Consider the following 14235-nt stretch of genomic DNA (forward strand, 5'->3'; position numbering starts at 1 on the left):
ACGCACACATCCGAGCAATTATAATCCTGTGATTTTATCCCGCTTAAAATGTTGGCGGTCTGGCGAAAAAGGGTTTCGCCGGGCCGCTTTTTTTTATGCTTTTTTGCGTTTTTTCTAAGAATAAAGACGCTAATCCTGCAAATCTTGTCAATCCTGTCAACAACTATCGTTTGTGAGACAGCCTGAATAAGTGCTTGAACATCAGAGGCCAAGAAGATTCAACCCCTCAATTCGGATTTTCAATGGCCCCCTATCCCGTGCTTTTATCGCAGGAACTTTCGTTCGAGCACTGTCTCGTTGCCTCTGTCATCTTTTACTGCCAAGCGCAGCAGATGCTCCCCCGTGCCGATGCGCCCGTCGAATGTATGGGTGAGTCGGTCGCGCTTGCGGTCGTACTCGAAAAGCACCCACTTGCCATCCACGGTGCCGCGATAGCTGAGGTGGTCGGCGTTGCTGCCAATGGCGAAGTTGTCGCGTATGCGGAACGACATGGTGTTTTTGCGACGCATATCACTGTCGAACACGACGGGCGTGATGGTGGGCGGCTCGTCGTCCACCATCACGCAATAGTCGCCGAACTGCCGCACTTTCGTTGTCAGGTATTCGCCACGCCAAGCACCGCCGCAGCTGGCTGGGCGGCCTTCGCCACAGAGCGCGACGACGGCTTTGTTGCGCAATTCGGGCGGCAGGTTGTATGGCCTTATGCCAAGCTCAAAATACCGATGCACAGGGGTTTGATTGTCGTGCAAGTGATGCACCGAAGAGTGCATACCCTTGCTACCGTCGGTGGAGGTTTTGTATTGGAACTGTAATTTTTCGTACAGCGAGCCTTTGGGCAGCGCCATGAAAAAATCCTCGAGGTCAATGCGGCTGTCAGCATCCCATGGCAATTCAAATTGATAAGGTTGGCCGACGATGGTTTCCATGTTTTCGTCGCGTTTTACCCAAAACATAAGGGTGGAGGCATTGCCGCTGGCATCCGTGATGCGCAGGTTGATTCTGACGGGTTTGTCTTTCGAGAGTGCCACTGCCCCGAAGGTCTCGGTGCGTGTGTAGTTGGAAAGGCGGTCGCCGGGCAGGATGAAACACCTGTGAAACCACGCGCCGTAGCGTTTTCGGGCGCTGTAGTCAATGTGGGCATTCATGTAGCGCGTCTCGTCGAAGTCGAGTTCGTCCATACGCCACTGATATACTTGCAGCCCGTCGGCGTGGAGCGTCAGGGTGTAGATGCCGTTGTCGTTGCGTTGCCCGGTCTGGCGGTCGTAGGCCTTCACCCCAAAGCCGACGCGCCATGCGCCAAAACTGACCGTGTCGCCTTCCACGCCCACGGTGCCGTCTTTTCGACGCATGAGGGGCAGTGGTTTGCTGGTCATCACCTCGCGTTTGTCGTTGAGGAAATACACCTTCATGTCGCGGATTTCGGGCGGGGTTTTGTCGTTGATGGGCATGCTGAACAGGAGGGGGTTCAGCGCCTTGTTGGAGCCGGATTTGCGGATTTCAAAATGCAAATGGGGGCCTGTGGAACTGCCCGAATTGCCCAACTTGCCGATTTCTTGCCCTTTTCTCACGCGGAACTGATTTTCGGAGGGGTATAAATCCACCTCAAACCGCTCGCGTTTGTACTGCGTTTCCTTCACGAATTGTTGGATGTCGGAAGCAAAACGGTCGAGGTGCGCATACACGGTCGAATAGCCGTTGGGATGTTTGATGTAAATCACGTTGCCATAGCCGCCAGCCTGCACCCGCACCCGCTGCACATAACCATCGGCGGCAGCAAACACTGATTGGCCGAGCGTCCCGTTGATGTCAATGCCAGAGTGAAAATGGTCGGAGCGCAACTCGCCAAAGGTGCCGGTCAGGCGCATCGGCGTGGTGGCCACGGGAGCCATAAAATAATCCTTCGGATAGGCGGCCATTGCTACCTCAGGGTCGGGTGGGGGAGCGATGCCGGGGTTGTCGAACGACAGCGCCGGGAGCACCAACGCGCTGCCTATCAGCCATTTCAAGCAAAAATTCCGCATAACCAATGTTCGTTTTACAACGCAAATTAACACCCGTTTGCGGAAAAAAGCGGGGAAACGGATGTTAAAATTGGGAAAGGATGGTGGGGGATTTTACGATTTTGGATTTGCGATTTTGGATTTACGATTTTGGATTTACGATTTTGGATTTTGCGATTTTGGATTTGCGATTTTGGATTTGCGATTTTGGATTTGCGATTTTGGATTTTACGATTTTGGATTTGCGATTTTGGATTTACGATTTTGGATTTGCGATTTTGGATTTACGATTTTGGATTTTACGATTTTGGATTTACGATTTTGGATTTGCGATTTTGGATTTGCGATTTTGGATTTTACGATTTTGGATTTACGATTTTGGATTTACGATTGCCCTGGCAGAGGCTCCTCTCTGGCTGGCGGGTTTTCATTGTTGACAGGATTGACAGGTTTTTAAGCGCAACAAAACCAATCCCGCAAATCTTGTAAGGCCTGACAAAAAAAAATTTCTGACCAAACCTGTCAGCAACCTGCGAACAAGGCTCCTTGTTCTTCTCCGAAGTTGCCTACTTTTGCCACTCGGATTACCGCATTGCTTGTCCAATCGCATCTTCTCATGTTGAAACCCGGCGACAAAGCTCCCGACTTTGCCCTTCGCGCCAGCGACAAATCGCTCGTGAGGCTTTCCGAACTGCACGGCAAACACGTCGTGCTGTTGTTTTTCCCTTTTGCTTTCACGGGTGTTTGCACCAAGGAATTGTGCTACATGCGCGACAGCTTGGCCGAGTATGAAAGCCTCGATGCACAGATTCTGGCGGTATCGGTGGATAGCCCATACGCCCTCGCCAAATGGAAACATGAGGAGGGGTTCAATTTCCCGCTGCTTTCCGATTTCAACAAAACGGTCAGCAAGAAATACGACAGCCTTTACAAGGAGTTCGGTTTGGGCTTCAAAGGAGTGTCGAAACGCTCGGCATTTGTCATTGACCAAACGGGCATCGTGCGCTACGCGGAGGTGCTCGAAAACGCAGGCGAACTGCCGAACTTTGGGGCGGTGAGACAAACCTTGCAATCGTTGAAGCAGGCCATGCCCTCGTAAAGATTCACAGAACTATGCAACCCAGTCCATACATTTCCAATTACGAAAAACCCCTTTGGGAAGAAGACGAGGATGTGCTCGTGGAAGACGACATTGGCTCCAATATGCCCGCGCATATTGTGGTCTATAACGACGATTTCAACACCTTCGAGTGGGTCATCGAATCTTTCATGGCGATTCTGAAACATACCCACGAGCAGGCAGAACAACTTTCTCTTATTATTCATTTCAAGGGAAAGGCCACCGTGAAATCGGGCGGCAAGGAGGAGCTGATTCCGCTCTGCGAAGCCCTGCTCGAACGCGGCCTTTCTGCCGAAGTCATCAGCGAGGATTGATGCCTCGCCTTTTCACCCTCTCACTCTTCTCGCGCCCTTGCCCGTATTTTGGCTCAACGACACCGAACTTTCTTTCCCCCATCCCTCACTCGCTGAGGGGGGCGGCTTGCTGGCCATCGGGCGAGATTTGAGCGTGGAACGGCTCGTGCTGGCTTATCGCAATGGTATTTTTCCATGGTTCGAGGAGGACGGATATTTTTACTGGTACTCGCCCGACCCGCGTTGGGTGTTGTTTCTCAGAGAGTTGAGGGTGCATAAAAGCATGCGTTCCATATTCAATGCCAACAGATTTCGCTACACCCTCGACACGGCCTTTGAACAGGTGATGCAAGCTTGCGCAGCGACCCCCCGACGGGGACAGCACGAAGGCTCGTGGATTACGGAGACGTTTGTGGAGCAATACGGTCAGTTGCACCAGCAAGGAGTGGCACATTCCGTCGAGGTGTGGGAGGGGACTGCGCTTGTGGCTGGGCTTTATGGCTTGGCGCTGGGCAAGGTCTTTTATGGCGAAAGTATGTTCACCCTCGTGCCCAACGCTTCCAAGGCGGGTTTCATCACCCTCGTGCGGGCGCTCGAACGCGCCGGGTTTTGGCTTATTGATTGCCAACAGCAGACGAGCCATTTGCAAAGCCTAGGGGCGAGAGGCATCTCCCGCGAGTTGTTTTTGGAGTTTATGGCCAAAAACGTGTATGAAAAAACCTTGGTGGGCCGCTGGGAATTCGACGACGCACAAGGCATCCGGCTGGCGCATCAAGGATAGGCCACCGCGATGTTCCCCTCTCCCGCAAAAGGCCGTCGTTCGCCCGTTGCGTTGAACAAGTCGCATCGGAAACTTACCCGCATGCTTCGAGTCTTTTGCCCCAATTCGTTGTTGTCGTAGGGGGCCGATTCGCTCACCTCAAAAACGGCTGTCCCATCCTGTTTGCCTCCATCAGTGCGCCATGTCATGCCGTTTTTATCCACCCACTGAATGGCGACCTTGCCCTCTGGCACAGGGAATGTGATTTTTTCAACGGTGTAGGTAAAATCAGTGGAACGGGCCGGCAACACGGAGGCGGAAAGCCCAAACAGCATGGCCGAGGCAACGTTGGAACCTTGCACCACGAACACACTGTATGTGCTATCAAGGAAAAAGACATCCCTGTTGACCTCATTGCTTCCGTCGCTCCAAACCAACGTATCGTATTGAGGCACTCCTACCTCCGCGGTCAATTGGTAACCGATGGTATCCAGTTCTTGCACTTGTATATTGACTTGGGGATAGGCGCTGCTTCCGGGAGCGGCCAACGAAACCAATCGGCGCACTTTGCTGCGCAAACCCGTCGGCGACATAGCTTCCAGCTCGACACGCTTAGGCGTGTCGTCGAGAAATACCAACTCAAAGGAAGAGCCAGTCCCGGCGAGTTGGTCGTCAATTGTCCAAGAGAAACTGGTGGCCCCCCCCAGTGTATCGGCATAAAAAACAGTGCGATAGACCACCGAATCGCTGTTCGTGGAATCATTGCCCAAATAAGCGTATTGACCCAAGTTGAAAAACAAGCTCGGCTCGCTCAACTCAATGGCGGTGCCTTTGAACTCAAACGTCAAACTCTCTGGGCAATCAGCAGCGGGGCAATTTTCCTTGGCAAACGAACCCTTGCAGACGACCTCTTGCCCCGTCGTCGTGAAGCGGGTGAACAAATACACCGAATCCACGCCCGCCGTGAGCGGTTTGAATTGGGAAATGTCGTCGGGTGTCACCATGAAAACCGGAGCTTCGGTTGAGTCCGGCGGCAACCCGGTTTTTTGGCAGGCCGTCCCGAGCAAGCCCCAGAGGAGGAGCATCGTCGCAGCTAGCAGATATGATGCGTTTTTCATAGCAAGTCAGTAGATTCAGATTTTTGAATCGCGGTTTTTTTGGGGCACACAACAATCAACTCTCAACAATCAACTATTAATAAACCCTCCAACGCACGCCCGCGTCGAGCCAGAAAAGGCCATTGGTTTGATTGGCATCCGAAGTCTTTTTCACAAGGCTGCTGGGCCGGTAATGGCCGCGCACCCCCAAACTCAGCCGATTGGCGAACTGCCATTCCGCGCCGAGGAAAGGCGCCCAGTAAGCCGAGCGATAAGGGGCGGTGTCGGCCCAAACGCGCCGGCTTTCCATCTTTTCCTCCACCTGCAAGGATTCGGAGCGCCGTTCGAGCAGCACGGCCCGCACGCCGAGCAGCACCCCCGTCGAAATGCCTCCTTCCACGCAAAAAGCACCCAACTGTCGGCTCACGGATAAGGGCAGTTCGATGAAATGCGAGCCAGTCTGGCCCAACTGCCACTCAATCTGCTGGTAGCCAAACCCGTAGCGCAATTGGCTGCTGGAGAGCGGGTCTCCTGCGGGAGCCCAGTCGCCCTGCAATAGGCGGTATTGCACTCCCACGCCGAGCTGCCATTGGGGCCGGAAGGCAAGTCTCGCAAAAGCGCCGCCCGTGACGCCCCACCGTTTCCCGTCGGGCGAGGCATCGTGTCGAGTGGCAGCGCCGGATAGGCCAAACTGCCATCGCCGAACCCGATGTGGGTCAATGGACAATGAGTCGGGCGAGACGGGTTTCGTGGGCTGCTGGCGCGTCGGCGGTTCGAGCAGCAACAGCAGCGTGGGGAGCAACTCCAGATGTGCCATGCGCGAGGGCGCATCGAGCTCAACAGGAGCTGTGCCAAAAGCCGAATCTGCTGCTTGGGCGGGCGGGGCGATGAGCGATACTTGCTTGTCGTTAGTTGTTTTTGATGCCTCTGGCCGCTGTGGGGCGCGGATGTCGCGTTGAGGGGCGACAGGTGGTTTTGAATCGCCTTCCGCCACAGCCTTGTTCGAGTGTTTGCCCAATGCCGCGCCTCCGCTGATGGCGCCTTTTTCGCGCAGGCTTTTCGCTTGTTCCGCCGTTTGCGAGTCGAGGCTTTGGTTGTCTGGCGCCTCATTTCTTATCCCCTTCTTTTCTTGCCACGACGAATCCACGACGGGCATTTTTTCGCTCAAAACCAAACCCTCGCGCTGTGTCTGAATGTCGTCTTTGATTTCGGCAAGGCCTGCTTCTTTGCCGGGGCGAGTGGCCACGCACCAGCCCAACAAAACGGTCAGCAATCCCGCGAAAAGCCACCAGAAGAATCGCCGCCGCCGCCGTTTTTCATCGGCTTCGAGCAATGCCTCTGCCTGCTCCCAATATTCCTCACGGAATTCGAAGCGCGGTTCCGAAGGGTCGGAGTCGCCGTTGAATTTTTGCCGCATGAAGTCGTCCAGATTTTCCATAGTCGTTGGTGCGTCAGATGGCGGGGTTAAGTTCGGTTTTTATCCAAGCTTGCAGTTTTTGTCGGGCATGATTGACGTGCCATTTGGAAGTCCCTTCGCTGATGTCGAGCATTTCGCCGATTTCGCGGTGGCTGAACCCATCGAGCGCGAACAGATTGAACACCTGCTGCGTCACCGGAGGAAGGCGATGCAGCAAGGTTTCGAGATATTGTATCGAAAGGCGCTGTTCGGCCTCATTCCAGTCAATGGCCTCGTCGTAGTCGCGTTCCACCGCATCCGTGAAGACGGTCAGCTCGCGCCATTTTTTCTCGCGCCTGAACTCGTCAATCACCGTGTTTATCATGATGCGCCGAATCCATGCTTCGAAGGGCACGTCTTCGCGGCGATATCGAGCGAGGTTTTGAACGATTTTCAGAAACCCGCTATTGAGCGCCGCCGCCGCCGCTTGCTCGTCGCGCCGATAACGCATGCAAACAGCCATCAGTACCGGGAAACACACACGGTAGAGGGCATATTGTGCCTTGCGGTCGCCTCGGTGCGCGGCGGAGAGCAATTGCGGGTCAATGTTCATGCATTCGGAAGGTTCTTGGCCGGGGGCAAGTCAGAGATACCCCATTCACGCAAAGGTGGGGACAAGGGTTGGGTGCGTCGGCGTTTTTTTTTTTGAAAAATAGCCTTGTTGCGATGGAGGGCTTTGAGTGAAGGGGATTGTCATTTTTTCGGCTGGCAAGGCAAATTTTGCAGTCGAAATCGGGCATATTCGGCGAAAAATGTAACGAATCCAGTCGGAAAAAGGGCTTTCCCTTCGCCAAAGGCATCCACCGCAACAAGGCTGATATGCGAAGCGATAGTTGACGCCGCTTCATCGGGGCGGATTATTTTCGAGGACGCCCCACATTTCGCCCCGCTGGGACTTGAACTGTCTCATGAAATAAATCCTACCAAACGTGAGCTCGAAGATATCTGATCTAACAGATGGCGCTTAACTAACTGATCCCCTGCCACTCTCGGTTTGCAAGAGGTGTCATCTTTTGCGGAACGAAAAAGGTGACATCTCTGCCTGTTTTTGAGATGTCACCCCTCCATGCTTCCGGGATGACACCTCAGAACCCGACAAAGCGAGCATCGCCGATTGATTCCCGATTTTTATCAACTTTTCACCTCTTTGAGGCACTAAAATGACTTTATGGAAATCAAACGTTTGCGATATTTGAATTTTTGTGACCACTCAGGCAGGGGCAGCGCCCCGAAAAATCGGTAGGAGATGCTCGATATTGTTTGATGGAGGGGCAGCGCCCCGGAATGTGTTTCAGGGCACCGTCCACAGGGCAAACGCATCAAAATACAACCGACCTCTCCGAGGTTTGTGCCATTTGGATGCGCTTGCCCTGGGCACCGTCCCTGGATTTTCAAAAGTTTTAACTCCGAACTCGCGTTACCAACATTTTCGCCTCTCTGAGGCGTTTTCACCCCCTCCTTGCAAAAACACTAATAAAACCATGCTGCATCAAGGCACAAAAAAAGAGCGGCTGCTCCGAACGTACCGGAGCAGCCGCAGCCTAAAAAGTAGTTTTAGTGTGACTTGATTAAGATTTGGCAGGGAAAAAAATTACCCGTGTGAGCGCCGCAAATATGGAAATCGCCGCTCAAGGCCATTTGTCAAAAAAACTGAACCGGGAAAAAGAGTGGCTGAACGGGAGAATCGCTTGCCGTCAGATTCAACGCCCGACAAGAAAAGTCCCAAAATTTAACATGCTGCTCTATCGGTTCTTTGGCACGTTTTGTATGTTTGCACAGCCTTCCGAGATTCGGTACCAGTCTTTGGAGGCGCGTCATCAACCCTCCCTCTTCATTTCAAAAACGCTCATCACGCACATGAAATCAGTTCTTTCTCTCCGAAATGTGGCACAATGGTTGTCACACACACACACTTGCAATTGCCATGCTAATGCTTTTGTGATGTGCCGCCCTTAATGCGCAACAAGCCGGGGACTTTACGATTTCGGGCTTTGTCAACGACCCCGCCACAGCCACCACGCGCTGCACGATTAATTGGGAAAATCTATTTTATTCCTCTGTCCATCTGCTCAACGTGGACATTTCGGTGGATGGTGTCGGGGCGGCATGCCGGCAACGAGCCTTTTACCCGTTGTCGGCATACCATGTTTTCTAATCAACACAACCGCTCATCCCATGACACTTCGGCTGCCAATACTCTCGCTGTTGTTGCTTTGGAGCATCAACCTGTCCGCCCAGTTGATATATTATGTCAGGTCAACTAACCCCTATGACCTATCCCTGTCAAATACCAAATTTGATTTCGGGGTTATAGACGCGAGCACCTGCAAGGATTCCACCATTTTTCCAATAAAACCCAATGATTTATTAACCTTCGCAATGGACATTGCGATTTGTCCCGACGGCAATTTTTATGTGTCTGGCTCGGGGATGGATGGAAAAACAAGAGTCGGGGTATTGAACCTACAGGATTCCTCGATACATATCCTTACTGATAAACCAATGCCTGGCTCCAACTCGCTCACCTGCGATGCCAACGGGGTGCTGTACGGCGGGAGCGTGTGGAACCTGTTCACCTACGACACGAAAACGGGCGCCATAGACACGCTTGGGTTTCTGGGGCACTCCTTAGCGGGCGACCTGACGTTTCGCGACGGCAAGCTGTACGGCACCACATCGTCCAACCATTTGCTCGAGATAGACACGGCCACCCCCACTGCCTCGCAGCCTGTTTTTCAGTACTCGCTTCCCAACACCCTCAGAGCGTTGGGTGTCGTGACCGACGCAAGGAGCTGCGATTCGGCCATCACTTACATCACCGTGACAAACGAGCAGACTCTTGGCATCACCGACACCATCAACGAAATCTACGCCATAGACCCCGTGGCGCAGACCACGACTTTTGTTTGCGAGACACGAGGGGTTATTTTCGGTGCCGCCTCCCCCACCGAGTTCCTCGCCTCCGACTGCTCCGTCCGCCTTGACCTCGACGCGGACAATTCCAGCGGGACGCCCGGCGGCGATTACCTCGCCCCGCCCCTCTGCCCCGGCACCGCCCTCGTGGCCGCCGCCGACACCGATGCCACCTTCCACTCCGGCTACCGCGTGGACTCACTGCACGCGCGCCTGCTGCCGCCCGCGCCCGACGCGCCGCTCGAATACCTCACGGCCCAGGCCTCCGGCTCGGTCGGCGTGGCGGGGCAGGGCACTGGCTGGCTCACGCTGAGCGTGGCCGCCGGCACCGCCCTGCCCGCGGCGAACGCCGATTTTCAGGCCGTGCTGCGCTCGCTGCGCTGGCACAACGATGCCGCGCCCTTCACCCCCGGCCAGCGCACGGTGGAGGTGGTGGCCTTTGCCGCCAACGGCCTGCGCGACACGGCCCGCGCCTTCATCCCCGTGCCGCAGCCGCTCAGCGCCGGGCGCGACACGGCGCTGGCGCTGTGCGCCGACGCGCCACCTTTCGACTTGGCCGCGCTGCTCGAGGCGGGCGCTTCCCCCGGCGGCGCCTGGTCGCCTTCGACAGCATCGGGCAACAGCGTTTTTTCTCCTCAAAATGACGCGAGCGGCACATACACCTACCTCGTCGGCAACAGCGTGTGCCCAGCGGACACGGCCACGGTGAGCGTGAGCGTGCTGCCCTTGCCCGCCTTTTCGCTGGGCGGCGATGCGTCTTTTTGTGCGGGCGACACGCTCGCCCTTGCCGCCCCCGCCGTCGCCCTTTGGCAGGACGGCACCCTCGCAACGAGCCACAACGTGAGCCAGCCGGGGCTTTATTGGGCTGAAATCGCCGATGCCAACGGCTGCCGCTGGCGCGACAGCGTGCTGGTGGAGGCGAGGCAGCCGAGCGTGTCGCAACACTTCGCCACGACTTGTTTTGGGAAAACGTACGCATGGAACAATCAGGCGTTCAGCGCCGACACGAGCGTGTGCGCCACCTACGCCGCCGCGAACGGCTGCGACTCGCTGGACTGCCTGAACCTCTCCTTTTTTTATCCAAGTTTGGCGCTCGACACCTCAGTATGCGCCGGCCAGACGCTCTCGTGGCTGGGTCAAGCCTTCCCCGCACAGCCGGGCGTTTTTCAGGACACATTGCCCCACGACGGCTGCCTGACCGCCGTGACGCTGAACCTTTCGGTGACGCCCCTGGCGACGGTCGCGCTCGCCCGGAGCGTTTGCGCGGGCGATTCGCTGATTTTCAACGGGAGGACACTTGTCGCGCCGGGGGTTTACCTCGACACGCTGCCCGCATCCGTGGGCGGCGGCTGCGACACCGCCGTGACGTTGACGCTCGGCTGGCTGGCCTTGCCGAAGCCCGAGATAACGGGCGCGACGCAGGTGTGCGCGGGCGCGACGGCGACGCTCTCGGCGGCGGGCGATTTCGTGGCGTGGGCATGGTCGGGGGGCGAGAGCGCGTCGAGCGTCGTCGCGGAAGCTGGCACCCATTCGGTGACGGTGACAGATGCCAACGGCTGCCGGGGGGCCGACACGGTGCTCGTGGCCGAGGTGCCGCCCGTGGCGGCCGTCTGGGACACGGCCCCGCCGCTTTGTCACGGGCAGGCGAGCGGGTTCATCGAGTTGGCCGATGTTTCCGGCGGCGCGCCGCCCCTTGCTTTTCGACTGAACAACGGCGCCCCGTCGGGTTCCGCCTTTTTCCAAAACCTTGCCGCGGGCGAGTGGCAAGTGTCGGTGAAAGACAGCGCGGGCTGTGAGGCCGTTTTTTCCTTCGATCTTCAAGACCCTCCCGCGCTGGCGGTAGATTTGGGCGCCGGGCAGTTGCTCCGGGAGGGCGAGTCGTACGCCATCCCCGTGAGCATCAACCAGTCGGGGCAGTTCAGTTACGCATGGTCGCCGCCCCAAGGGCTTTCGTGCGCCGATTGCGCCAACCCCGTGGCGATGCCCTCGCAGACGACGACCTACACGCTTTTTCTGGAAAGCGCCAACGGCTGCGCGGCCTCCGGCTCCGTGATGCTGCGCGTGCAGGCCGCCGCGCCCGAGGTGTACGCGCCCAACGTTTTTTCGCCCAACGGCGACGGGTGGAACGACTTTTTCACGCTGTTCGGCAACGCGGAGAATTTTGCGCAAATCGAGCTGCTCCAAGTCTTCGACCGATGGGGAGGAATGATGTTCGAGGGCAAGGGGCTGCCGCTCAACGACGAGCGGCGCGGGTGGGACGGCACTTGGCGGGGCAAAAAAGCCCAGCCGGGGGTGTACGTGTGGCGGGCCGAGATTCGGCGGGCCGACGGGACGCTCGAGCGCAAGTCGGGGGAAGTGACGGTGTTGCGGTGAGCGCCGCGCGTTGGTTTGTCTTACGCTGCGCGCCGTCAAGTTTTCAATAGCCTTGTTGCGGTGGGGGGCTTTGAGTGAAGGGGATTGTCATTTTTTCGGCTGGCAAGGCAAATTTTGCAGTCGAAATCGGGCATATTCGGCGAAAAATGTAACGAATCCAGTCGGAAAAAGGGCTTTCCCTTCGCCAAAGGCATCCACCGCAACAAGGCTGATAACGTATCTTCAATCGCACATCTCTTATGAAAAATCGCATCGCTATTCTAAGTGCATTTCTGCTCTCATTTCTTGTGCTGCATGGCTGCAAGAAGGAGGAGGAGCCATCGCATGGGTCTTCGACAGTGAAGCTCAATAATACGTCGCTTACACTCAAGGCACAGGCAATGCTCCGGGAAGGAAATCGGTTTCACGTTTATCTTGAGTATTATTCAGAAGAGCGTCTGCGCTTCCAAACAGTGGTCTTCAATGTTCCCGCCAAAAAAGGTGACTATCCCATTCACAAAGCCAATATCCCGGACATTCCACATATTTCTTACCTTTTCACCTTTGACGACGATTTGGCACTCGACGATTATGTGCTTTTGGACGAGGCGGACAACACCGTATCCATCACCGAAATCAACACCTCGACACGCTGGCTCTATGGCACCTATCAGGCCACGTTCATTCGTGACACCCTCCTGTCGCCCATCAAAAAAGATGGTTTTCCCGACACGATTCGCCTCACGGAGGGTGTTTTCTGGACACCATATATGGAGAAATAAACGCTCCGCCTCCGCCTCTGACCACACTCGCCTCTTCAATGCCCGGCCAAAGTGGTGGTCAGGGCGGAAAGGGTTGGCTTCGGCAGCGTCATTGTTTCCACGTCGAGCGGCTGCTCTGTGGCTTGATTAAAAAAAAAGGTACAAATGCTCCATAGTACGCTGCCAACAGCGCATCGCAACTCGGAATCAGGGAAAGCAAAGAGGATTCGCGCAATTTGGGCAAGATTTTCCAATACAGAAACAGCAAAGAAGCACTGCGCAGGCAAAACAAAAACACGACACTTACCATGCCAAACCCCGCCGCCAACAACGCCACAAACATCAAATAGTGCAAAACGTGAGACAAACTGACACTCGCCAGCACGGCTTGATGGCGCCACCGATACCGCTTGCCGGCACCCAAGTGCCGTTGTTTTTGCCGCACCCACTCGCGCCATGTTTTTTTGCTTTCCGAAAACACGAAGGCATCAGGGTGCAGGCAAATCGCGGTGTTGCGGGAGGTGGCCGCCGCGTTCACCAGCAAATCGTCGTCGCCGGAAGGCACATCCCAATGCGCCTCAAAACCACCCACCCGTTCGTAGGCCGCTCGTTTGAACGCCAGATTGCGGCCCACACCCATGTAGGGCATGCCAGCCAGCGCGAACGATAGGTATTGCATGGCCGTGTGCGCGGTCTCGAAGCGCGACCAAGTGTTCAGCCAGCCGCTCTCAATTAGACTTGTTGCGGTGGAGGCCTTTGGCGAAGGGAAAGCCTTTTTTCCGACTGGCTTCGTTAAATTTTTCGCCGAATATACCCGATTTCGATTGCAAAATTTGCCTTTCCAGTCGAAAAAATGACAATCCCCTTCACTCAAATCTCTCCACCGCAACAAGTCTATTCTTTTCATCGGCCCGTATCCCAAAACAATTTCCGTCTCCGGCCTTTCGACCAGCACCCTCGTCATCTGCAACAGCCAATGCGGAGACACTGGTTCGCAGTCTGCGTCGGTCAGCAGCAGATGGTTGTGTTTGGCCGCCGCAACGCCCTGCGCGAGGGCGTGTTTTTTTCCGGCATGTCTTTTTTCAGAAATGCGAACCACGCGCAAACGGGCATTTTTTTTCAAGAAAAACTGCAAAACGGCGGGCGTTTCATCCTCCGAAGCGTCGTCCACGACGATGGCCTCCCATTCGCCCGGATATTGTTGGGCCAAAATTTTCGGCAAATAGCGGCGCAGGTTGTCGGCCTCGTTGCGGGCGCAGAGGATGATGGAGACGGGTGGAAGGTGGAAGGTGGAGGGTAGAGGGTGGAAGGTAGAGGGCGGAGGGTGGAGGGTGGCGGAGGCCAACTTGCCGAAAACACGCCACCACACCAACAACTGTGTCAGTGTGGCGGCCACATAGAGCCAGAACAAGCATGACCAAACAAAATCTTGCAGCATGAAAAAATTGATGCGCAAAGGTGGTGCATCGGCGCAAATTGCCCT

At 55.7% G+C, this 14235-nt stretch carries 11 protein-coding genes; 6 read left to right on the forward strand and 5 right to left on the reverse strand.

Annotated elements, in window-relative coordinates; all coding sequences use genetic code 11:
- Positions 1 to 263: 263 nt before the first annotated feature.
- On the reverse strand, positions 264 to 2021 hold the full coding sequence (locus KIS77_00500) for a M23 family metallopeptidase (GenBank protein MCW5920799.1): 1758 nt from the start codon (positions 2019 to 2021) through the stop codon (positions 264 to 266).
- 37 nt (positions 2022 to 2058) lie between these two features.
- On the opposite strand from KIS77_00500, the gene KIS77_00505 reads away from it, so the two are divergent.
- From KIS77_00505 to aat, 4 genes are all read left to right on the forward strand, one after another.
- Positions 2059 to 2457 carry a hypothetical protein gene (locus KIS77_00505; protein MCW5920800.1) on the forward strand — a complete coding sequence of 133 codons (399 nt, stop codon included), beginning with the start codon at positions 2059 to 2061 and terminating at the stop codon, positions 2455 to 2457.
- Positions 2458 to 2616: 159 nt separating this feature from the next.
- Positions 2617 to 3099, forward strand: a complete 483-nt coding sequence (locus KIS77_00510) for a redoxin domain-containing protein (protein ID MCW5920801.1) — start codon at positions 2617 to 2619, stop codon at positions 3097 to 3099.
- Between the two features lie 14 nt (positions 3100 to 3113).
- Complete coding sequence (locus tag KIS77_00515; protein MCW5920802.1) at positions 3114 to 3434, forward strand: ATP-dependent Clp protease adaptor ClpS; 321 nt, start codon at positions 3114 to 3116, stop codon at positions 3432 to 3434.
- A gap of 37 nt (positions 3435 to 3471) precedes the next feature.
- Positions 3472 to 4194 carry a leucyl/phenylalanyl-tRNA--protein transferase gene (gene aat / locus KIS77_00520; GenBank protein MCW5920803.1) on the forward strand — a complete coding sequence of 241 codons (723 nt, stop codon included), beginning with the start codon at positions 3472 to 3474 and terminating at the stop codon, positions 4192 to 4194.
- Here the strand turns inward: aat and KIS77_00525 are convergent.
- From KIS77_00525 to KIS77_00535, 3 genes are all read right to left on the reverse strand, one after another.
- Positions 4185 to 5291, reverse strand: coding sequence for a hypothetical protein (locus tag KIS77_00525; GenBank protein ID MCW5920804.1), 1107 nt, complete (start codon positions 5289 to 5291; stop codon positions 4185 to 4187). The genes aat and KIS77_00525 overlap by 10 nt on opposite strands.
- 76 nt (positions 5292 to 5367) lie before the next feature.
- A complete protein-coding gene (locus tag KIS77_00530) occupies positions 5368 to 6708 on the reverse strand; it encodes a hypothetical protein (protein ID MCW5920805.1) in 1341 nt (446 codons plus the stop codon).
- Between the two features lie 13 nt (positions 6709 to 6721).
- Complete coding sequence (locus KIS77_00535; GenBank protein ID MCW5920806.1) at positions 6722 to 7279, reverse strand: RNA polymerase sigma factor; 558 nt, start codon at positions 7277 to 7279, stop codon at positions 6722 to 6724.
- A 1622-nt stretch (positions 7280 to 8901) separates the two neighbouring features.
- Between KIS77_00535 and KIS77_00540 the strand changes: the two genes are divergently transcribed.
- Together KIS77_00540 and KIS77_00545 are read left to right on the forward strand one after the other, a co-directional pair.
- Positions 8902 to 12012 carry a gliding motility-associated C-terminal domain-containing protein gene (locus KIS77_00540; GenBank protein ID MCW5920807.1) on the forward strand — a complete coding sequence of 1037 codons (3111 nt, stop codon included), beginning with the start codon at positions 8902 to 8904 and terminating at the stop codon, positions 12010 to 12012.
- 239 nt (positions 12013 to 12251) lie between these two features.
- Complete coding sequence (locus tag KIS77_00545) at positions 12252 to 12773, forward strand: hypothetical protein (protein MCW5920808.1); 522 nt, start codon at positions 12252 to 12254, stop codon at positions 12771 to 12773.
- An 88-nt stretch (positions 12774 to 12861) separates the two neighbouring features.
- Here KIS77_00545 and KIS77_00550 read toward each other — a convergent pair whose 3' ends face one another.
- The gene (locus tag KIS77_00550) at positions 12862 to 14190 is read right to left on the reverse strand and encodes a glycosyltransferase (protein ID MCW5920809.1); all 1329 of its coding nucleotides are present in this window, start codon (positions 14188 to 14190) and stop codon (positions 12862 to 12864) included.
- Positions 14191 to 14235 lie beyond the last annotated feature (45 nt).

The sequence above is a fragment of the Saprospiraceae bacterium genome (assembly GCA_026129545.1).
Lineage (GTDB): Bacteria > Bacteroidota > Bacteroidia > Chitinophagales > Saprospiraceae > M3007.